At 51.4% G+C, this 19,756-nt stretch carries 18 protein-coding genes; 13 read left to right on the top strand and 5 right to left on the bottom strand.

Annotated elements, in window-relative coordinates; all coding sequences use genetic code 11:
• Positions 1 to 283: 283 nt before the first annotated feature.
• The 3 genes from ubiD to trxA form a co-directional block, all read right to left on the bottom strand.
• On the bottom strand, positions 284 to 1,747 hold the full coding sequence (ubiD, locus tag ABD836_RS07115; RefSeq protein WP_344935014.1) for a 4-hydroxy-3-polyprenylbenzoate decarboxylase: 1,464 nt from the start codon (positions 1,745 to 1,747) through the stop codon (positions 284 to 286).
• Positions 1,748 to 1,869: 122 nt separating this feature from the next.
• Positions 1,870 to 3,138 carry a transcription termination factor Rho gene (gene rho, locus ABD836_RS07110; protein ID WP_344933951.1) on the bottom strand — a complete coding sequence of 423 codons (1,269 nt, stop codon included), beginning with the start codon at positions 3,136 to 3,138 and terminating at the stop codon, positions 1,870 to 1,872.
• Positions 3,139 to 3,359: 221 nt separating this feature from the next.
• Positions 3,360 to 3,686: a thioredoxin TrxA gene (trxA, locus tag ABD836_RS07105; protein ID WP_344933948.1), complete on the bottom strand. Its 327-nt coding sequence runs from the start codon at positions 3,684 to 3,686 to the stop codon at positions 3,360 to 3,362.
• 66 nt (positions 3,687 to 3,752) lie between these two features.
• On the opposite strand from trxA, the gene ABD836_RS07100 reads away from it, so the two are divergent.
• The 3 genes from ABD836_RS07100 to waaA all read left to right on the top strand — a co-directional run bounded on the left by ABD836_RS07100 (position 3,753) and on the right by waaA (position 6,752).
• Positions 3,753 to 4,694, top strand: a complete 942-nt coding sequence (locus ABD836_RS07100; protein ID WP_344933945.1) for a Ppx/GppA phosphatase family protein — start codon at positions 3,753 to 3,755, stop codon at positions 4,692 to 4,694.
• Between the two features lie 25 nt (positions 4,695 to 4,719).
• Positions 4,720 to 5,373: an isoprenoid biosynthesis glyoxalase ElbB gene (gene elbB, locus ABD836_RS07095; protein WP_344933942.1), complete on the top strand. Its 654-nt coding sequence runs from the start codon at positions 4,720 to 4,722 to the stop codon at positions 5,371 to 5,373.
• 92 nt (positions 5,374 to 5,465) lie between these two features.
• Positions 5,466 to 6,752: a lipid IV(A) 3-deoxy-D-manno-octulosonic acid transferase gene (waaA, locus tag ABD836_RS07090; RefSeq protein ID WP_344933939.1), complete on the top strand. Its 1,287-nt coding sequence runs from the start codon at positions 5,466 to 5,468 to the stop codon at positions 6,750 to 6,752.
• On the opposite strand, the gene ABD836_RS07085 is transcribed toward waaA, so the two are convergent.
• Positions 6,742 to 8,190, bottom strand: coding sequence for a TolC family outer membrane protein (locus ABD836_RS07085; protein WP_344933936.1), 1,449 nt, complete (start codon positions 8,188 to 8,190; stop codon positions 6,742 to 6,744). The two genes, waaA and ABD836_RS07085, sit on opposite strands and share 11 nt — an antisense overlap.
• 121 nt (positions 8,191 to 8,311) lie before the next feature.
• Between ABD836_RS07085 and ABD836_RS07080 the strand changes: the two genes are divergently transcribed.
• From ABD836_RS07080 to ABD836_RS07045, 8 genes are all read left to right on the top strand, one after another.
• A complete protein-coding gene (locus ABD836_RS07080) occupies positions 8,312 to 8,755 on the top strand; it encodes a DUF1249 domain-containing protein (RefSeq protein ID WP_344933934.1) in 444 nt (147 codons plus the stop codon).
• A 79-nt stretch (positions 8,756 to 8,834) separates the two neighbouring features.
• Entirely contained in the window at positions 8,835 to 9,635 is an 801-nt protein-coding gene (gene cpdA, locus ABD836_RS07075; protein ID WP_344933933.1) for a 3',5'-cyclic-AMP phosphodiesterase, read from the top strand.
• Positions 9,632 to 10,213 carry a YqiA/YcfP family alpha/beta fold hydrolase gene (locus ABD836_RS07070; protein ID WP_344933932.1) on the top strand — a complete coding sequence of 194 codons (582 nt, stop codon included), beginning with the start codon at positions 9,632 to 9,634 and terminating at the stop codon, positions 10,211 to 10,213. The genes cpdA and ABD836_RS07070 overlap by 4 nt, the downstream gene beginning before the upstream one ends.
• A gap of 99 nt (positions 10,214 to 10,312) precedes the next feature.
• Positions 10,313 to 12,202, top strand: coding sequence for a DNA topoisomerase IV subunit B (parE, locus tag ABD836_RS07065; RefSeq protein WP_344933930.1), 1,890 nt, complete (start codon positions 10,313 to 10,315; stop codon positions 12,200 to 12,202).
• A 99-nt stretch (positions 12,203 to 12,301) separates the two neighbouring features.
• Positions 12,302 to 12,682 carry a VOC family protein gene (locus tag ABD836_RS07060; RefSeq protein ID WP_344933928.1) on the top strand — a complete coding sequence of 127 codons (381 nt, stop codon included), beginning with the start codon at positions 12,302 to 12,304 and terminating at the stop codon, positions 12,680 to 12,682.
• Positions 12,683 to 12,799: 117 nt separating this feature from the next.
• Positions 12,800 to 13,438 carry an NAD(P)-dependent oxidoreductase gene (locus ABD836_RS07055; RefSeq protein WP_344933926.1) on the top strand — a complete coding sequence of 213 codons (639 nt, stop codon included), beginning with the start codon at positions 12,800 to 12,802 and terminating at the stop codon, positions 13,436 to 13,438.
• Positions 13,439 to 13,582: 144 nt separating this feature from the next.
• Positions 13,583 to 14,005 carry a c-type cytochrome gene (locus ABD836_RS07050; protein ID WP_344933924.1) on the top strand — a complete coding sequence of 141 codons (423 nt, stop codon included), beginning with the start codon at positions 13,583 to 13,585 and terminating at the stop codon, positions 14,003 to 14,005.
• A gap of 223 nt (positions 14,006 to 14,228) precedes the next feature.
• Positions 14,229 to 15,104, top strand: a complete 876-nt coding sequence (locus tag ABD836_RS07045; protein WP_344933921.1) for a trypsin-like peptidase domain-containing protein — start codon at positions 14,229 to 14,231, stop codon at positions 15,102 to 15,104.
• A 43-nt stretch (positions 15,105 to 15,147) separates the two neighbouring features.
• Here ABD836_RS07045 and rep read toward each other — a convergent pair whose 3' ends face one another.
• Complete coding sequence (gene rep, locus ABD836_RS07040) at positions 15,148 to 17,154, bottom strand: DNA helicase Rep (protein WP_344933919.1); 2,007 nt, start codon at positions 17,152 to 17,154, stop codon at positions 15,148 to 15,150.
• A gap of 317 nt (positions 17,155 to 17,471) precedes the next feature.
• On the opposite strand from rep, the gene ABD836_RS07035 reads away from it, so the two are divergent.
• Complete coding sequence (locus ABD836_RS07035) at positions 17,472 to 18,755, top strand: sulfotransferase family protein (RefSeq protein WP_344933916.1); 1,284 nt, start codon at positions 17,472 to 17,474, stop codon at positions 18,753 to 18,755.
• On the top strand, positions 18,752 to 19,711 hold the full coding sequence (locus tag ABD836_RS07030) for an LpxL/LpxP family acyltransferase (protein ID WP_344933913.1): 960 nt from the start codon (positions 18,752 to 18,754) through the stop codon (positions 19,709 to 19,711). Before ABD836_RS07035 ends, ABD836_RS07030 begins: the two co-directional genes overlap by 4 nt.
• Positions 19,712 to 19,756 lie beyond the last annotated feature (45 nt).

The raw sequence follows: 19,756 nt of genomic DNA, 5'->3' as shown, positions 1-19,756 counted from the left end.
GGGTTTGTGCTTCAGGCATCTGATGCGCTGTGAGTCATATTTGTATAGGTGGGTGCTGAAGGGAGGGCGAAATGCCGTCGGCCGGCGAAGTTATTAAAAAACAGGCTATACCAAATACTAGAAAATTTTTTAAATGGCTGCTGGCGAATAGTGTATTTCCTTTGCTCGTAGATAAGCGTAGCCATGTTCATTAACGAGTCAAAACTGTAATCCGCTAGAAATAACTTAACAAGCCATTCCTGCGGATAGTTTCTGTGCTGCTGGAGGGCGCCGAATGATGAGCTTAGCTCAACCCCAGCTCATCCCAGATATCGTCAATTTTCTGAATAACAGCAGGGTCTTTGATAATAGGCCGTCCCCACTCGCGGGTAGTTTCCCCACCCATTTTATTGGTTGCGTCCATCCCCATTTTTGAACCGAGGCCGGATACAGGTGAGGCGAAGTCGAGATAGTCGATGGGGGTGTTTTCTACCAGCACGGTATCTCGTGCTGGGTCCATGCGCGTGGTGATTGCCCAGATTACGTCGTTCCAGTCGCGGGCATTGACGTCGTCGTCGCAGACAATCACAAACTTGGTGTACATAAATTGGCGCAGAAATGACCACACGCCAAACATGATAGTTTTAGCATGGCCGGGATATTGTTTTTTGATGGTCACTACCGCCATGCGATAGGAGCAACCTTCTGGCGGCAGATAGAAATCGACAATCTCGGGGAATTGGCGCTGTAGTAAGGGCACCAATACTTCGTTCAGTGCGACACCGAGCACGGCGGGTTCATCTGGCGGTCTGCCAGTGTAAGTGCTGTGGTAAATGGGGTCGCGACGGTGGGTGATGTGGGTCACGGTAAATACAGGAAAACGGTCGACTTCATTGTAGTAGCCGGTGTGGTCGCCGTAAGGACCTTCGTCCGCCATTTCTTCTGGGTCGATATAACCTTCCAAAATAAATTCGGCGCTGGCCGGCACTTGTAAGTTATTGGTCAGACTGGTGGTGAGTTCGGTTTTGCTGCCTCGCAATAAACCGGCAAAAGCGTATTCGCTCAGGCTGTCGGGCACCGGCGTCACCGCGCCGAGTGTTGTCGCAGGATCGGCGCCAAGCGCAACCGATACTGGAAATTTTTCACCGGGGTGGGCTTTTTTAAATTCTTGGAAATCCAGCGCGCCGCCGCGATGAGAGAGCCAGCGCATAATCACTTTGTTCTTTGCGATTAATTGCATGCGGTATATGCCGAGGTTCTGGCGTTCTTTGTGCGGTCCACGGGTAATGACCAGCGGCCAGGTTATTAACGGCGCGGCGTCGTCGGGCCAGCAGGTTTGAATCGGTATTGTTTTTAGGTCGACGGCGTCGCCTTCAATAACCATTTGTTGGCAAGGGGCGCCGTTGATTAATTTTGGCCCCATATTCAGGACTTGTTTGAATATCGGCAGCTTGCTCCAGGCGTCGCGAAGTCCTTTTGGTGGATCAGGCTGGCGGAGGAAGGCCAGTAATTCACCTACTTCGTGCAGGGCTTTGATGTCGTCCTTGCCCATACCCATGGCAACGCGCTTTTCAGTGCCAAATAAATTTGCCAGTACCGGGATGTTGTAACCAATAGGGTTTTCAAAAAGCAGTGCCGGTCCATTTGCGCGTAAAACCCGATCGCAAATCTCAGTCATTTCTAAGTAGGGATTGACGGGGTGTTTGATGCGTTTTAGCTCGCCCTTTTTTTCAAGGTCGGCAATGAATTCTCTGAGGTCTTTATACATAGGGAAGGTCTGACGTCGGAGTCGGATGTCCGAGGCTGCAAACTGCAGCCTCGGCGTCATACTATCAAACTCAATATGCGTTGCTGGTTGTGGGCTTTAGCGTCGGAGGTCCGACGCTGGACTCACTTCCGTTTCATTGAATCAAAAAATTCCGCATTGGTCTTGGTGTCTTTGAGCTTGTCGATCAAGAACTCTATTGCGGCGGTGTCTTCCATCCCATGCAGCAATTTGCGTAGTATCCACATTCTGGCGAGCTCTTCTTCACCTGTTAGCAGCTCTTCGCGGCGGGTGCCGGAGCGACGGATATTGATTGCTGGGTAGACGCGCTTCTCTGCAATTTTACGATCCAAGTGCAGTTCGTTGTTACCGGTGCCTTTGAATTCTTCGTAGATAACTTCGTCCATTTTGGAGCCGGTGTCGATTAGTGCGGTAGCAATAATTGACAAGCTGCCGCCTTCTTCAACATTACGTGCCGCGCCAAAGAAACGCTTAGGACGTTCTAGTGCGTGGGCGTCGACACCCCCCGTTAATACTTTACCTGAGCTGGGGACGATGGTGTTGTAAGCACGTGCAAGACGGGTAACGGAGTCGAGTAGAATGACCACGTCGCGTTTGTGTTCAACCAAACGCTTGGCTTTTTCTATAACCATTTCGGCTACTTGCACGTGACGGGCTGGTGGCTCGTCGAAGGTCGAGGCCACAACTTCGGCGCCGCGAACACCCACGGAGCGCTGCATTTCGGTAACTTCTTCTGGGCGTTCGTCGATCAGCAAGACGATAACGTAACACTCGGGGTTGTTGCGGATGATGCTGGATGCAATGTTCTGCAGCATCAAGGTCTTACCGGCTTTTGGCGGTGCGACAATTAGGCCGCGCTGGCCTTTGCCGATCGGCGCCGCAAGGTCAATAATACGACCGGTTAAATCTTCTGTAGAACCCGTACCCAGTTCCAGCGTCAGACGCTCATTGGGGAACAGCGGGGTGAGGTTTTCAAACAGGACTTTGTTCTTGGATTGCTCGGGGCGGGCAAAATTGACTTCGTCTACTTTGAGTAGGGCGAAGTAGCGTTCGCCTTCTTTCGGTGGCCGTATTTTGCCGGCAATGCTGTCGCCAGTGCGCAGGTTAAAGCGTCTGATCTGGCTGGGTGAAACGTAAATGTCGTCGGGGCCAGCGAGGTATGAACAGTCGGCTGAGCGCAAGAAGCCGAAGCCATCTTGTAGTATCTCTAATACGCCGTCGCCATGGATGTCTTCACCGCTTTTAGCGTGACGCTTAAGTATGGAGAAGATGATGTCCTGCTTGCGCGAACGGGAGACGTTGTCTAGGCCAATTTCTTTGGCAATGTCGAGTAATTCTTGTGCTGGTTTTGTTTTAAGATCGGTAAGATTCATAGGTATATGGGTTTAGTGGTGTCAATTAAACGAGATATGAGCGAGACGCGGAAACGGCAGAATCGGAAAGCCGAAACGAACTCGACGTGTAAAGCAGGAACGAAATAAGGTTAATTATTTGGGTGTTCTTTGAAGGATCGTCAGCACTCTAACATTGAATGTCCGAGGCGTCTAGTATTTAAATTCAGTAAAATTGCGCGGCGGTGCCGCGCAATTTCGAATTACAGTGCAGCGTTAATAAAATCGAGCAACTGAGTTTTAGACAGTGCGCCGACCTTAGTCGCCTCGGCGTTGCCGCCTTTGAAAATAATCAGTGTAGGTATACCGCGCACGCTAAATTTCTGAGGCGTGCTGCTATTGGCATCAACATCGATTTTGCAGATTTTGATTTTGCCAGCAAATTCAACAGCTACCGCTTCCAAAATGGGGGCGATCATTTTGCAGGGACCACACCACTCTGCCCAGAAATCGACCAGTACAGGTACGTCTGACTTCAGCACTTCTTCTTCAAAGCTGCTGTCGGTGACGTGAACGATGTTGTCGCTCATGTTATTTCTCCGATTACACATCATAAAATTAAGGATGTGCGATGATAGCACAGGATTTGGGCGGAAGTGAAAACAGACAGGGGTGTAACTTTGACGACAGGCTCGACGATTGCGGCCATCGATATGGGTTCGAATAGCTTCCATTTACTAATAGCGGAAATGACGCATTCGCATTGGCAACCCTGCTACGTCGCTGAGCGTAAAGTGCAGCTGGCGGCTGGGAGTGAGGGCGGCGTTTTGCAGCTCGCGAGTCAAGAACGCGCCCTGCAGTGCTTGCAGGAGTTTAAACAGATCTTAAGTAGCTATGGTGCTGTGCCCATTCATATTGTGGCGACTGCATCGCTGCGGGGGATGCGTAATGCCGGTGAATTTTGCGAACAAGTTCAATGTTTGCTTGGCGTGACGCCAGAGATAGTTAGTGGCGAGGAAGAAGCCGAGCTGGTCTACCTTGGCGTATGTAGCGAGATGGCGAGCTTTGGTGCAGGGCAGTTGGTTGTCGATATTGGCGGCGGTAGCACGGAGTTGGCCTTCGGTGAGACCGAATCTATGCTTAGAGGTCGCAGTGTCGCCGTTGGCTGCCTGAGTTATCTGCGTTATTTTCCTGAGGGACGGCTAACTAAGGTCGATTTCGACGCGGCGTACCGTGCGGCGCGGCGCGAATTTGATCGCGCGGTGGCAGAATTAGCTGTGCCGCGGCTGATGACGGTCGTTGGTTGCTCAGGAACATTATTGGCGGTTGAACAGGTGCTTGTTGCCCGTGGTAAACACTGTGCGGGTATTTGCCGCGCAGATTTGCGGAGTTTGGTGCGAGACCTACAAGGTTTCAGTCATTTAGATTCGGTGATTTTTGTGGGTTTGCCTGAAGATCGTCAGTCAATATTTGCATCTGGCTTGGCGATTGTATTGGCGCTTTTTGATGCCTTAAATATAGAGCAAATGACGGTGTCTGAGCGAGGCCTGCGCGAAGGCATCCTTGAGCGTTGTTATCTTGCTGCCGGGGCTGACTAGTAGACTGCTATAGAGGAGAGGAAGAATGAAGAACGTCGCGTTAATTTTAGCGGGTTGTGGGGTCTACGACGGCTCAGAAATTTACGAGAGTGTGTTGACCATGTTGTCGCTGGAAAATCATGAGGCCAGCTACCAGTGTTTTGCGCCAGACCTTGAGCAGATGCATGTTGTTAATCACCTTAGTGGTGAGGTTGCCGAAGGAGAGCGGCGCAATGTCTTGGTTGAGTCGGCGCGCTTGGCGCGGGGCCGCATTAAAAACTTAAGTGAGGCCAGTGCCGCTGATTTTGATGCGGTGATTGTGCCGGGTGGTTTTGGTGTGGCTAAAAACTTGTCTGATTTTGCGTCTAAAGGGGCTGAGATGTGTGTTCAGCCAGAAGTGCTCAATTTTATTCAGGCAGTTCATAAAGCAAATAAACCGGTGGGCCTGATCTGCATTGCGCCGACCATGGCCGCGAAGATTTTTGGGCCTGGAGTGAAATGCACGATAGGCAGTGACGTAGATACCTCCGCGGCGATTACTGCCATGGGCGGAAATCATCAAGTGTGTGCTGTCGACGAAGTTTGCATTGATGAGGAGCTGAAGTTAGTCACAACGCCAGCGTATATGCTGGCGGGCAGTATCGCTGAGGCCGCGCGAGGGATTAACCGCTGCGTGCGCGAAGTGTTGAATATGGCTTGAGCGTCAGACTGAGTATACTGGCGGGCAAATTTGCATTTTAACATTGAGCGCTCGGCAAGATCGCGCCGAAAGTTGGAGTTTAACCCTGCTATATGGCCCGTTTTTTATACACTGCTTTTTTCTATCTGATTCTGCCCCTAGTGCTGCTTCGCTTGTTTTGGCGGGCGTCGCAGGCGCCAGCCTACCGTCAGCGAATTGCTGAGCGCTTTGGTTTTTTTCGCGCCCCTACGAAAACCGGTGGATTGTGGGTTCATGCGGTCTCGGTTGGCGAGAGTATCGCCGCCGCGCCGGTTATCGAACATTTTTTAGCGCACAATCCAGACTTACCCGTGGTTGTCACGACGATGACACCGACCGGTTCGGAGCGGGTGCGCGCGATGTTTGGCGACCGCGTCTTTCATGTTTATGCGCCCTATGATTTGCCCGATGCAATTGCCCGGTTTCTTAATCGTGTCCAGCCCCGCGTCGCGGTAATTATGGAAACCGAAATCTGGCCGAATATGGTGTGCCAAACCGCGGCAAGAGGGATTCCAGTGGTATTGGCCAACGCCCGGTTATCGGCACGTTCGGCCCGTGGTTATGGCCGTCTTGGCAGTTTGAGTCGCGATGTGTTTTCGCGCTTTAGTCAGGTGGTGGCGCAGAGTGCGGCTGACGGTGCGCGCTTTGTGGATCTGGGCTTAGCCGAGTCTAAACTGACGGTGTCGGGCAGTATAAAATTTGATCTGGATATTCCCACGCAGCTGCGTGATCAAGCAATCGCGCTACGCCGCGATTGGCTGGGCGCACGGCCGGTCTGGATTGCCGCCAGCACGCACGCCGGTGAGGACGAGATTCTGCTTGCCGCGCATTGTAAGTTGCTAGCGCAGTACCCCGACGCGCTATTGATTTTAGTGCCTCGTCATCCAGAGCGTTTTGCCAAGGTCGCGGAACTTATTGCAGGGTATGATTTGCCTTTGCAGCGCCGAAGCACAGTATTGACCGCGAAGGTCCTGACTCCGCTGGTAAGTGATACGTCGGTTGTTTTGGGCGATACCATGGGCGAGCTGTTGCTGTTATTGGGGTGTGCAGATATTGCGTTTGTTGGCGGCAGTTTAATTGAGCATGGCGGTCACAATAGTTTGGAGCCAGCAGCCTGGGGTTTGCCGGTGGTGACTGGGCTGAGTGATTTTAATTTTGCTGAAATCAGCGCAATGCTAATGGCGGCTGGCGGTTTAGAAAAAATTGAGAGTGATGCGGCGTTAGCTGAACAGCTGCTCGCTTGGTTTGCAGATCCTGTTTGCCGCCAGCGGCAGGGCGCGGCGGCAAAACAGGTGGTTGATAATAATCGCGGCGCTTTGCAGCGTTTGCTCGCGATTATTGACGGCTATCTTAGGGCTTAACACTAGTCGCTGGTGCGCGGTCGCTGAGAGATACTGACTCGGCAGCCTGCAGCCATTTATTAAAATGGAATATGTCGGCTGGGCTTAGCGTGCCGGCATTTAATTTTAACTTCAGTACGTTAATCACGTAGTCATAGCGAGCATTGGTGTAGTCGCGCATTGCCGCATAGAGTCGACGCTGAGCGTCGAGTACATCGACGATATTACGCGTCCCCACTTCGTAGCCCGCCTCGGTCGCATCCAGTGCGCTGCGGGTAGAAATAATATTCTGATGCCGCGCATTGACGGTCTGCACGTCGGTGTATACCGCAATATGCTGTGCCCGGGTATTGGTGATTACTTGGCGCTGCGTAGCTTGGGCATTGTAATTGGCCGCATTGTATTGCTCGTAAGCCTGACGACGACCAGCGCTGATGCCACCACCGGCAAACAGTGGCACGCTGAGGGTTATGCGCAACGCTTCTGATTCAGTGTAGCTGTCTGGCGGTGTAGAAAAGGTGCTGCTCGGCATATAGCGCGTAGTGCCGTCTAAATCTTCTTTGCTCGCAGTAAAGCTTCCGGAAATTGTGGGCAGGTGAGCCATTTTCTTGGCTTGGGCAGATTGATAGGCCGATTCCGCGCCGGTGGTCGATACTTTTAATAGTTTGTTGTTGGCTAATGCGAAGTCGACCCATTCCGCGCGATCCAGCGGTTCTGGCATTGTGATGGGGAAGTCAGACTTTAACGACCATAAATTATTGTGCTCTTGACCAGTCAGGCTGCTAAGGTTTTCTCTGGCGATAGCCAGATTGCCTTCAAAGCCAAGGCGCTGGGCGACGGTACTGTCGTATACCGCACGGGCTTCGTGAACGTCGGTGATGGCGATGAGGCCAACATCAAATCGCTGCTGGGTTTGTTCTAATTGGCGTTTGGCGGCGCGCTCTTCGGCTTTGGATGCGTCTAAATTTTCCCGACCGCGGAGTACGTTAAAATAGGCTTCAGAAACACGTATGATCAATTGTTGCTGGTCGTAGGCTAATTGCGCCTCGGCTTGGGCTGTGATTTTTTTGCCGGCGCGAAAGGTGAACCACGCGGGTAAGTCGAACAGCGCCTGATTCAGAGAAATGCTATAGGATTCGGTTTCGCTATCGGTGTTGGACTGTTGATCAATGACGCTTGAACTTCCGAGGACGCCGCCAGATGAGGACGTAACGCTTTTGCGCTGGCTGTCGATTTCGGCATCTTGGTAATACGCTTGGGCAGAGACCTGCGGTAGCAGGGCGGATAGACCCAATTTTTCAGTTTCAATATTGGCGCGGTAGCTGGCTTCGGCGGCTTTGAGTTGGGGGTCGTTTTTCACCGCCAGTTCATATACATCGAGTAAGGTATCTGCAAACACAGATTGGCTGGCGAATAGTGTCGCGATGGAAAGATTGAGAAGATGACGTTTGGCGATCATAGCGTTAACCTGTTCTCCAGATGGGGAGGTTTGGATAGCAAGGGAGTGTATCAAACTACTGACGTATGAGAATGAATATTAACTAAAGTTATGGATTTGACCGCTATTTATTGGGAGAAGCGTGAGTAGTCAACGTTATCAAATCGATCTCAGTGGGCATCTCGCCGATTGTGAGGTGAATTTTCGTCGCCTAAAGCAGTTGCTACCTGCCGATGTTGAGGCGGGCGATTGCCTGTGTTTTGGCGTGGTCGGCAGTGCTGTAGAAATCCTGATTAAAGAGCGCGCGCCGTATACCACTATGCTGGAAATACGCTTACAAAAACCGCTGTTTCTCGATTTACCCGCACCGTCTTTGCATGTTCGTATATACCACGATGCTAAATTGGCAGAGGTAATGGGAGCCAGCGGCTTGCGTCCCTTAAAGCCGCGTTACGCCTACCCTAATGCGGGCATGTTCCAGCGCGATGAAAAAGTCCAGCAGAATACCTACCTTGGTGAGTGGTTGAGTCTGTGTTTGGAGTTAGGGCATTCCTTGGATAATCCACTGAATCTTCTCGAAATATGATGCCCGTCGCGAAATTGACTGGTGCTGACAAAGCTCATACCGTATAAAACAAGCATCAAATTATGGGGTAAGCTTAAAATTGCCTGTTCTTCCTAACAAGGCGCCGCTCTGCGTGGTGCAAATTAGCGATTGTCATCTGGGCGCAAACCCCGGTGACGATTTGCTCGGTATGGATACCGACCATAGTCTTGAGGCTGTCCTTAAGACCGTGGAGCAGGAGTGTCCGGAAATCGATGTGCTGGTGGCGTCTGGTGATTTGGCTGGTCATGGCGATATAAGTGCTTATCAGCGCCTAGCTGCTCGGCTTGACGGTATGGCAAAGCAAATTGTTTGGCTACCCGGCAATCATGACAGCAGCGCGCTAATGCGAAATGTGGTCGGTGAGCAGTGGATGCCCAGCAGTATCGTTGTGGGCGGGTGGCAATTGGTGTTTTTAGATACCGCCGTCCCCGGTCAGGTTGGCGGCAATTTAGCGGCTGATCAGTTGGCGATTTTGGCCGCTGCCGCTGCAAACAATTACCCCACATTGGTGTTTTTGCACCACCATTTACGGCCCTTGGGTTGTGCGTGGCTCGATGAGCAGCGGGTGGCGAATGCGAGCGCCCTATTTGAGCAGCTTGTTGATAAAGACCAGTTTAAAGCGATTATTTGCGGTCACGTTCATCAGCAGTCGGAGCAACTATTCCAAAATATTGGTCTGTTGAGCACGCCGTCGACCTGTGTACAATTTGCGCCGAATAGCGCTAATTTCGCCTTGGATGATTGCAATCCTGGTTATCGCCAACTTTGGTTGGGGTCGCGGGGTGAGTTTCAAACAAGAGTGTCGCGGGTAAAAGGTGTAAGATTCGCTGTTGATAATTTGGCTAGTGGTTACGAATGACAGCAGCGGTAATTTATATTCATGGTTTTCTCTCGTCGCCGCAATCGCTCAAGGCGCAGCAACTGGGTGAATTTGTCGCCGCGCAGCATCCAGATGTCGAGTACATCGTTCCAGGTTTGGCTAATAATCCCGGAGAAGCTTGTCAGCAAGTAGATCAGTTGGTGCAAGATTGCCTGCGGCGATATCCCGGCTTGCTTGGCTTGGTCGGCAGTTCACTGGGCGGTTTTTTGGCCACGGTTATGGCTGAGCGCTATGATTTGCCTGCGGTATTAATTAATCCGGCGGTCGCGCCACATAATTTTGCCGAGCATTTTATTGGTGACCATCGCAACCCTTATACGGGGGTGGACTTTAGCCTCGGCCAAGCTGATATCGATGCCTTACGCGGGATGGCTGTGTCGCCAACTGCCAGTCGCTACTGGGTTTTGGTGCAGGAAGCCGATGAGATATTAGATTACCGTCGCGCCCTCGATTTTTATCAATCCAGTAAATTAACGGTGGAGGCCGGGGGTGATCATAGTTTCCAAGGCTTTGACCGTTACTTGCCGGCGGTAATGGATTTTTTGCAGTTGGCTTAAGCATGACGCAAAGTACATAGTTGAGCACCGTTGCTGAGCAAGTGACGGTGAATTCTTAAATAATTAGACAATGCGGCCCGGCCGCTAAAATGGTTTCAAATGTCACAATATGATGCGCAGTCCATTGAAGTACTTACTGGCTTAGAGCCTGTCCGCAAGCGGCCGGGCATGTATACCGACACCACTCGACCCAACCACCTTGCACAAGAAGTTATCGACAACAGTGTCGATGAGGCGCTTGCTGGCCACGCCAGAGAGATTACCGTAACGCTCTATAACGATGGCTCGCTGAGTTGCGCCGACGATGGTCGTGGTATGCCGGTGGATATCCATAAAGAGCAGGGCTTGCCGGGGGTGGAAGTGATTATGTGTACCCTCCATGCCGGGGGTAAGTTCTCTAATGATAACTATCAGTTTTCTGGCGGCTTGCACGGGGTTGGGGTGTCGGTGGTCAACGCGCTGTCGAGTTCGCTTGAAATTGTGATTAAGCGCGATGGCCAAGTGCATCAGATGTTTTTTGCTGACGGTGACAAGGCCTCTGAACTGGCGGTAATAGACAGTTGTGGCAAGCGCAATACGGGCACGTATATACGTTTCACGCCAAATCCAAAATACTTTGACACGGCCAAATTTTCGGTTCGCCGTTTAAAACACGTACTGCGGGCCAAGGCGGTTTTATGCCCTGGCCTCAAGGTTAAGTTTGTCGACGAGACCGGCACGGAAAGTGAAGAGTGGTATTACGAAGACGGTCTACGCGACTATTTAGCAAGTCATACTCGGGAATACGATACCCTGCCTGCCGAACCATTTATTGGGCATTTTAGTGGCCGTTCGGAAGCGGTGGACTGGGCGGTGCAATGGCTGCCAGAAGGCGGTGAACCGCTGGCGGAATCCTACGTTAACTTAATCCCCACGGCGCAGGGCGGTACCCATGTAAATGGCTTGCGCAGCGGCTTGCTCGATGCGATGCGCGAGTTTTGTGAATTCCGTAGTTTGATTCCCCGTGGCGTGAAGTTGGCGCCTGATGATATCTGGGAAAAATGCAGTTACGTGTTGTCGTCGAAATTGGCAGACCCGCAATTTTCAGGGCAGACCAAGGAGCGGCTTAGTTCCAGGGAGGCGGCCGCGTTTGTTTCCGGTGTGGCGAAAGATGCGTTTAGCCTTTGGTTAAATCAGCATACTGAAAACGCTGAAAAGCTGGCTGAACTGTGCATAAATAATGCGCAATCACGCATGCGTAAAGCGAAAAAAGTGGTGCGTAAAAAAGTCTCTGCTGGGCCAGCGCTGCCGGGCAAGTTGGCTGACTGCTCTGGTGGCGACATCGAGCGCTCGGAATTGTTTTTGGTTGAGGGTGATTCGGCGGGTGGCTCAGCCAAGCAGGCGCGAGATCGCCAGTTTCAGGCGATTCTGCCTCTGCGCGGTAAAATCCTGAACACTTGGGAGGTTGAGTCCCAGCAGATATTGGCGTCGCAGGAAGTGCACGATATCTCGGTGGCCATGGGCATTGATCCAGACTCCGATGATCTGAGCGGTCTGCGCTACAGTAAAATTTGCGTGTTAGCTGATGCGGACTCCGACGGACTGCATATCGCCACCTTGCTGTGCGCACTCTTTTTACGGCATTTCAGACCCCTGGTCCAAAAGGGGCACGTCTATATTGCCATGCCACCGCTGTATCGTATCGATTTGGGAAAAGATGTGTATTACGCCCTCGATGATGCCGAGCGGAAGGGCATTATGGATCGCTTAGAAGCTGAGAATAAGCGCGGCAAAGTTTCCGTTACCCGCTTTAAAGGTTTGGGTGAAATGAACCCCCTGCAATTGCGGGAGACGGTTATGGATCCGAATACCCGTCGTTTGGTGCGTTTGTCGATTGAAGACGGCGACGAAACCGATGGTTTAATGGATATGCTCTTATCGAAAAAGCGGGCACCAGATCGCAAAAGTTGGCTAGAGGCCAGTGGGGATGAGGCAGAGGTACTACTTTAGTCGCTGTTTACATAACCCCTACTAAATAATGGCGTTAATGAAAAAAAATATGGGTAGTATGCCCAATCAACTCTTTTGTTCAGACAAGGATAATTAAAAATGTTCAGTCATATTATGGTTGGTACAAATGACATCCAAGCTTCGAAAGTATTTTATGATGCGATTCTAGGCGCGCTAGGTTATGAACCGGGTGTTTTCGATGACTTGGGCCGCTGTTTTTACTTTACTGAAAGTGGGATTTTCGCAATCACACCGCCGATTGATGGCAATCCGGCATGCCACGGTAACGGCAGTACAATCGGTTTTGCTGCGAAGGACCCTGCGCAGGCAGATGCATGGCACGCTGCAGGTGTTGCCAATGGCGGCGTTAGCTGTGAAGACGCGCCGGGTGTACGTGAAGGTGGTTTAGGTAAACTGTACCTAGCTTATTTGCGTGACCCTTCCGGTAATAAAGTTTGTGCCCTGCATCGCATGGGCTAAGCTTAAATAGATACAAAAAAGGGCGAGGTCTTATTTTAGACCTCGCCCTTTTTTGTATGGGCGTTGTAATTAGATCTAATATCTAAGGTATACATAATAAAATTAGAGTTGTTCACAATGAAAATTACATTATTTGGCGCTACAGGCCAGCTTGGCAGTGAATGTTTACGGCAAGCGTTAAGCGCGGGGCATGAGCTGACGGTGTTAGTGCGCTCTGCCAAAAAGTTACCGGTAGAGTTGCGGGAGCAAGTGCATATTGTTGAAGGCGACGCATTGTGCCCGGAAGACGTGTGGCGGGCGATCGGCGCAAATGCTGAGGCGGTGTTATTCGCCATTGGCGTAGACAAACGTTCCCCAGACGACCTTTGTACTGACGTCACGCGCACCATTCTCGATACCCTGCGCGGTGATAGCGCTGCGCGATTCATTTGGTGTGGCGGCGGTAGCACCTTTGTTGAGGAGGATAATATTGGTCTTGGCGCGAAGTTCGTGCGCAAATTCGCCGAAATCTTTTTGAGCTTGCGCCATGTAGATAAAGAGCATCAGTATCAATTGCTTAAGTCGTATCCAGATATCGTTCACATTGGCGTTCGGCCACTGCAAATGCGCAGAGGGCCGATGCGAGGGCAATATCGCTTGGGATTTGATCGCTTCAATGGCTTCTCTGCTATTAGTTTTGCTGATTGCGCGCATGCGATGTTGGCACAATTGGACAATGACGAGTGGCTACATAAGGCGCCAATCGTGCAATATTAGCGAGTTGCAGGGGATTTTTGTCTTAGTTCGGCCCGATATGCGCCAGTGTTGGAGTAATCGCGGTCATGCCGCTATAATGCCGCCAGTAAATTTACGGGCTGATCAGCCCTGTATGTCGAGAGGGCGTAAACGGTGAAGAGTGTAATGTTAAAGAGATTGGCGGCCGTCGTAGGTTTGTTCATGGTGTGTGTCTCTGCTTGGGCATTGACCGATAAGCAGTACAGTGACGTTGAATCCCGTATTCAGCCAGCGGGCAAAGTTTGTTTGCAGGGCGATAGCAGCTGTGGTGCCGCAATGGCTTCAGCGGGTGGTGCGCCAAAATCAGGCGAAGACGTTTATAAGTCGAGCTGCCAAGGTTGTCACGCCAGTGGCGCCGGTGGCGCGCCAAAGCTTGGCGACGCAGCTGACTGGGCTGCCCGCACCGAAAAAGGCATTGAGCAGGTATACAGCCACGCCATTAATGGCTTTAGTAATATTGGTATGATGCCCGCGAAGGGCTTGTGCATGAGCTGCTCGGACGAAGAAGTGATGGCCGCAGTGGATTACATGATTGAACATAGTAAGTAAGTCTCCATGCTTGCCAATGAGCCGCGCAATAGCGCGGCTTTTTTTTGCCTGTGATAAATGCATTGGCCAAATGCGCGGTTTTCTGGCTAAAACCGAATTGAAGTATTTATCGTGGAAGCCTAAGTGACGCGGGACTCATTGCAGCAAAATTAGGTCGTTAGGGGTAGTTTCCCGTGATATCTGATGTAGTATTGAGCTTGCTTATACCTCCGTGGGGACGAAAATGATAAAACAGTGGCTAGTATTGGCGGCAATTTTTGTGTTGAGTGCTTGCGGAGGTTCGTCATCGACAAGTAGCAGTTCGGATAGAACAACAACAGTACCGAGTGCGTCTTTACCGATAAATCAGGGCACGCCGTCTGCTACGCAAATTCGCCCCGGTGTTGAAATTGTTGCTGATGGCAGCAGCTGCACCAGTAACTTTTTGTTTTCCCCAAACGCCCAGACGGTGTATATCGGGGTCGCCGCCCACTGCTTTAGCTCGGATACCAATTCTGGCGTAGATCCCTGCGAAAGCAATAATTTGGCTATTGGCTTTAACGAAATCACGATCGAGAACGCGACTCAGCCCGGTGAACTGGTGTATACCAGCTGGCGAGCAATGCAGGAAATGGGCGAAACAGCTGGCTCGGATATCTGTACCTATAATGATTTCGCCCTCGTCAAAATTCACCCCGACGATTTTGCAAATGTTCACCCCGCGGCCATCGCATTTGGTGGCCCGACGAGCTTTTTCACTGGTGTGGCGGCAGTTGATGACGGAGTGTTTGCCTTTGGTCAGTCTCCGCTTCATTTTGGTATCCGCAGCAGGGAAGCCAAAGAAGGTCAGATTACAGCGGTGCGGGCCGATGGCTGGGCCTATGACATTGCGACGGATACCCCCGGTCTTTCTGGCGACAGCGGTGGTCCAATCTTTACGGCGCAGGGCGGTGCTTTGGCGGTGACCAGCGTGTTGTCAGTGAGTTTGAGTATTAACCCACTGAGCAATGGTGTTGTTAATTTAGAGCGCGCCTTGAATTACGCGATAGATGGCGGTTTTATTGGTGCAAGTACTCGCTTACTTACGTGGCCCGCGTTTTACCCAGCCGGTGATTTGTAAAATTGCCTTTTGGCGGTAGAACCATCGCCTTCTGCTAAGCGTGTTAACCCAGCATATCTCTGAGGCTGGCCAATGTTTCGCCGCCGCGCTTTTGATTTTGTGCAGGGTCGGCGTCACCGCGACCTTCCCATTCCACATCTTCTTGGGGTAGCTCGGCGAGGAAGCGGCTGGGTTCACAGCTGGTGAATTCGCCAAAGCTTTTGCGTTTGGCGCAGTAACTCATGGTTAAGGTACGCTGAGCGCGGGTAATGCCTACATAGCATAGGCGACGTTCTTCTTCGACCATGCCGTCGTCAATGCTGTTTTGGTGAGGCAGAATTCCTTCTTCCAGACCAATCATAAACACATGCGGAAATTCCAAACCTTTGGCTGCGTGCAAGGTCATTAGCTGCACTTGATCATCGCTCTCTTTCTCGTCTTCTTGGCGTTCCATCAAATCCCTCAGTACCAAGCGCGTTATCGCGCCCTCAATGGCATTCTCGCTTTCATCGTCCTTCAGGGATTTTTCCAATGAATTGATGAGAATGTGGACATTGGCCATGCGGCGCTCAGCAATGGCTACCGAGGAGCTGTTTTGAATCAGCCAGTCGAGGTAGTCAATATCGCTGCACAGCTGGCGAATACTGCTGATGGGGTCGTCTTCATAACATTTGCGGCGCAGATTGCTCAGCCAACTGGTGAATTCACGTAGTCGCAATAGCGCGGCTGCTGGAAGGGTTTGGGCTAAGCCGAACTCGTCGCAGGCCTCGTACATGCTAATTTCACGCTCGGTGGCGTAGCGCCCGAGGTTCTCTAAGGTCGATGTGCCTATTTTACGACGAGGTACATTTACTATACGTAAAAAGGCATTGTCGTCGCCGGGATTAATGATCAGGCGTAGATAGGCCATGATGTCTTTAATCTCATTGCGACTGAAAAACGAGGTGCCGCCGCTAAGTTTATACGGTATCTGGTGAACCTGAAGCTTTAGCTCAAGCAGGCGCGACTGATGATTTCCCCGGTACAGCACCGCGTAGTTACCAAAACGACCCTGGGTACGAAGCTTGTGATCGAGAATTTCGGTGACCACTCGCTCGCATTCGGCGTCGTCATTGCGGCAGCGAATGATGCGTATCGGATCGCCATAGCCAAGCTCTGACCACAGCGCCTTATTCATTTCGTGAGGGTTATTGGCAATAACGGTATTGGCGGCTTTAAGAATGCGTGCGGTAGAGCGATAGTTCTGCTCCAGCTTGACCAGCTTTAAGTGCGGATAGTCTTTGCTAAGCAAGGCGAGATTTTCTGGTTTGGCGCCACGCCATGCGTAAATAGACTGGTCGTCATCACCCACCACGGTCAGCCCACCGCGGTTGCCGACCAACTGTTTAACCAAATGGTATTGCGAGCCATTGGTGTCTTGGTATTCGTCCACCAGCATATAGCGAATTTTCTGCTGCCATTTTTCTAAAATAGCCGGTTGCTGCTCAAACAAGAGCGCAGGCAGCATGATTAAATCGTCGAAATCCAACGCGTTATAGGCTTTTAACGCGCTTTGGTAGCGCAGATAGGCTTGTGAGCACAGAATGTCAGCGGGGCCATCGGCACTGGCAATGGCTTGTTCGGGGGTAATGAATTCGTTTTTCCACTGGGAGATGCGCTGCTGAATACGGTCGGCGTTGTCACTCTCCGCGCCGTGATCCTGCATTAATAAATCGCGGATCAAGGTTTGCGCGTCTTGGGCGTCGAAAATAGAAAAGCCGGATTTGTATTTTAATGCTTTGTACTCGCTGCGCAGAATCGTCATGCCGAGGTTGTGGAAGGTTGACACCGTGAGACCTCGCGCTTCTTTGCCTTTTACCAGCTGGGAGACCCGCTCTTTCATTTCTCGGGCAGCTTTATTGGTAAAGGTTACCGCCGCAATGTGGCGGGCTGGCATGCCGCATTTCTCAATCAGATAGGCCATTTTGCGAGTAATAACGCTGGTTTTACCGCTGCCTGCACCAGCCAGCACCAATATAGGACCGTCGATATAACGAACCGCTTCGCGCTGTCTGTCGTTGAGTTTACTCACGCTGATGATCTATCCCGGGTAATGCAAGAAGGGCCGAGCATTGTACCAGCGCCTATGGCCAACAAGAACTCTCAGAGGCGATGCAGCTTATTAATACCGCTAATGCACCGTGGCTGAGTTCGCCTGTGCCTTAAAGGGATTGTTTATGCGGAAATTTGTCCCCGTGAATGACATTAAAATGTTTCAGGTCGTATTTTTGTGATGCGGTCGAATATAGCAGGATGTGTATTTGCTGTTGCTTTGATATATTTAAAGACATATTTTTATTTACTGCCAATGACTTGCGTAAGCTGTCCGTTTGGCACGGAGAATTACAAATGAGTCATAGTGATTCTTGTCAGCAAAAGCCATGGCAGCAGCCGCTGCAGATTGGCCCCTTGGTACGTGGCTTGGCGTGGTGCTTAGGCAAGGCTCAGTCTTGGGGACTCAATTACCCCGACTTTTCTGAGCAAAAGCTCATGGCGGCTGCACGGAAAAAGACCGGGCTCGATGATTTTGGCGATCAACGCTTTCTTGAGCCTTTGCGCCTGCGGTTAAGCTACCTTAAAAATAATAAACGCTTGAGCCCACTTGGGCGGGTGGTTGCATGGCAAGTGTTGCTAAAGCCACTCGTCAATCGTCTACGGATCCAAGATCTATTAAAACGTCATCCAGAAATCCGCGAGCAGCAAATTGTGCGGCCATTATTTGTCGCCGCTTTTCCGCGCACCGGTACAACATTGCTCAGTAAGCTTTTGGCACTGGACCCCGCCTCACGACCACTACTGTTTTGGGAGGCAATGCAACCAACCCCCGAAGAGAGCCATAAAGTCGGTGAACCAGACCCGCGAATGGCGCGCGCTGAAGACATCATTGCGCGACTGTGGCGCATGCTGCCCGCACTGCGGAGGATCCATGATATTGATCCCCTGGGGCCAGAAGAGTGCGCGGGCTTGTTGGCTAATGCCTATATCATGCCTGTTTTTGAAGAGGACGACGTCAACTACCGGCAGTGGATTGAGGGTCTCAGCCGTGAACAGATTTGTGCGGCGTATGAAGAGTATAAGCTGCAATTGCAGATCTTGCAGTGGCAGCGCGGTGGCGGTCACTGGGTGTTAAAAAGCCCCCTGCACCTGAATTGGCTTGACGCATTGTTGACGACGTTCCCAGATGCCTGTGTGGTGCAAACCCACCGTGACCCGAAACAGGTTTTACCGTCGATCTGTAGTTTAGATGCGGTTATGCAACAGGCGGCGTGCGGCAAAGTGGATTGCATGGAAGTGGGGCGACACCTGAGTAGTCAGCTTGCTGCTTCGCTGCGGCGCGGCATGCAGGCCCGGCTGAATCATCCGCCAGAGCGGGTGTATGACGTTCAGTATGCCGATTTGTTGCGGGATCCAGCGGCGGTGCTGCGCAGTATTTACGAGCATTTTGGCTATACATATTCTGATGCCATGGCGGGCAGGGTTGCCGATTATCTCGCGGCAAACCCTCAGCATAAACACGGTAGTCATCAGTATCAGTTAAGTGATTTTGGCCTCAGTGCCGAGGATCTTGATCGCAGCTTTGGCGATTATTGTGAGCGTTTTCAAATTCCGTTAGCTGGGCAGGTATCGCAATGACGAACACGGACATATCCAATGATAATGGTACAAAAGCGCCGTGGCGGCCGCGCCATGTAATGCTGCGTTTAAGCTATGGATTGCTCAAACTATCTGCGAAGTTGCCTTTGGCTAAGCAGCTCGCTTTGGGCCGGGGAATTGCCGCCGTATTATGGCCATTTCTTGGTCAGCGTTTGCATGTTGCTCGAACCAATATCGCCCTGTGTTTTCCTGAGCTGGATGATTCCGAGCGGGAGGCCTTGTTGCGCCGTCATGTGCAGGCCTTAGGCATGGGTATTTTTGATTCCGTGGCAAGTTGGTTTAGTGAAGACGCGATCTTACGGGATCAATATCGCCTTGAGGGCGCTGAACATTTAGATGAAGCTTTAGCGAGGGGGAAGGGCGTATTGTTATTGGGTGCACACTTCACGACTCAGGAGCTGGGTGTGCGCATGCTGAGTTTTCATTACAGCGTGCATTGCGTGTATCGACGTCACCCGGACCCCGTGCAAGAGGCAACTGTTCGCGAGGCACGTTTGCTTCGGTTTGCTGACCTCATTCCTAGTGATGATATGCGTAAGGCGCTTAAATACTTGCGTAAGGGCAAGATCGTTTGGTATCCACCAGATCAGGATTATGGTGAATACGGTATGGAGCACAGCGTGTTCTTACCTTATTTTGGTGTCGACGCGGCAACCGTCACGGTGCCAGGCCGATTGGCGCAGAGTACTGGCGCGGCTTTAGTTCCATTCTTTTTTCGACGCGAGGAGGATGGACGCTACTTGCTACGCATATTACCGCCGATGGACGAGGTGGCAGATGACCCAGAGGCAGTTGCGCGGGAGTTTAATCGCTTGCTAGAAAGTGATGTCAAAGAAATTCCAGAGCAGTATCTATGGGTTCATCAGCGATTTAAAACCCGCCCAAATCCGGAAGAACCCTCGCCGTATATTATGCCAAGGGAACAAAAGGCTTAAGTTAAGGTGATTCCTGCACGGTGGTGTATGCAGAATTAGCGGCAG

It is taken from the genome of Zhongshania borealis, assembly GCF_039539625.1.
In the GTDB taxonomy this organism is placed as follows: domain Bacteria; phylum Pseudomonadota; class Gammaproteobacteria; order Pseudomonadales; family Spongiibacteraceae; genus Spongiibacter; species Spongiibacter borealis.
The sequence above is the reverse complement of the archived record's forward strand: the minus strand, read 5'-3'. Positions and strand labels throughout refer to the sequence as shown.

Excerpts from the sequence above, each read along its gene's own strand:
- ubiD (WP_344935014.1), bottom strand. The coding sequence starts at position 1,747 with ATGTATAAAGACCTCAGAGAATTCATTGCCGACCTTGAAAAAAAGGGC.
- rho (WP_344933951.1), bottom strand. The coding sequence starts at position 3,138 with ATGAATCTTACCGATCTTAAAACAAAACCAGCACAAGAATTACTCGAC.
- trxA (WP_344933948.1), bottom strand. The coding sequence starts at position 3,686 with ATGAGCGACAACATCGTTCACGTCACCGACAGCAGCTTTGAAGAAGAA.
- elbB (WP_344933942.1), top strand. The coding sequence starts at position 4,720 with ATGAAGAACGTCGCGTTAATTTTAGCGGGTTGTGGGGTCTACGACGGC.
- waaA (WP_344933939.1), top strand. The coding sequence starts at position 5,466 with ATGGCCCGTTTTTTATACACTGCTTTTTTCTATCTGATTCTGCCCCTA.
- ABD836_RS07085 (WP_344933936.1), bottom strand. The coding sequence starts at position 8,190 with ATGATCGCCAAACGTCATCTTCTCAATCTTTCCATCGCGACACTATTC.
- ABD836_RS07070 (WP_344933932.1), top strand. The coding sequence starts at position 9,632 with ATGACAGCAGCGGTAATTTATATTCATGGTTTTCTCTCGTCGCCGCAA.
- parE (WP_344933930.1), top strand. The coding sequence starts at position 10,313 with ATGTCACAATATGATGCGCAGTCCATTGAAGTACTTACTGGCTTAGAG.
- ABD836_RS07060 (WP_344933928.1), top strand. The coding sequence starts at position 12,302 with ATGTTCAGTCATATTATGGTTGGTACAAATGACATCCAAGCTTCGAAA.
- ABD836_RS07055 (WP_344933926.1), top strand. The coding sequence starts at position 12,800 with ATGAAAATTACATTATTTGGCGCTACAGGCCAGCTTGGCAGTGAATGT.
- ABD836_RS07050 (WP_344933924.1), top strand. The coding sequence starts at position 13,583 with ATGTTAAAGAGATTGGCGGCCGTCGTAGGTTTGTTCATGGTGTGTGTC.
- ABD836_RS07045 (WP_344933921.1), top strand. The coding sequence starts at position 14,229 with ATGATAAAACAGTGGCTAGTATTGGCGGCAATTTTTGTGTTGAGTGCT.
- ABD836_RS07035 (WP_344933916.1), top strand. The coding sequence starts at position 17,472 with ATGAGTCATAGTGATTCTTGTCAGCAAAAGCCATGGCAGCAGCCGCTG.
- ABD836_RS07030 (WP_344933913.1), top strand. The coding sequence starts at position 18,752 with ATGACGAACACGGACATATCCAATGATAATGGTACAAAAGCGCCGTGG.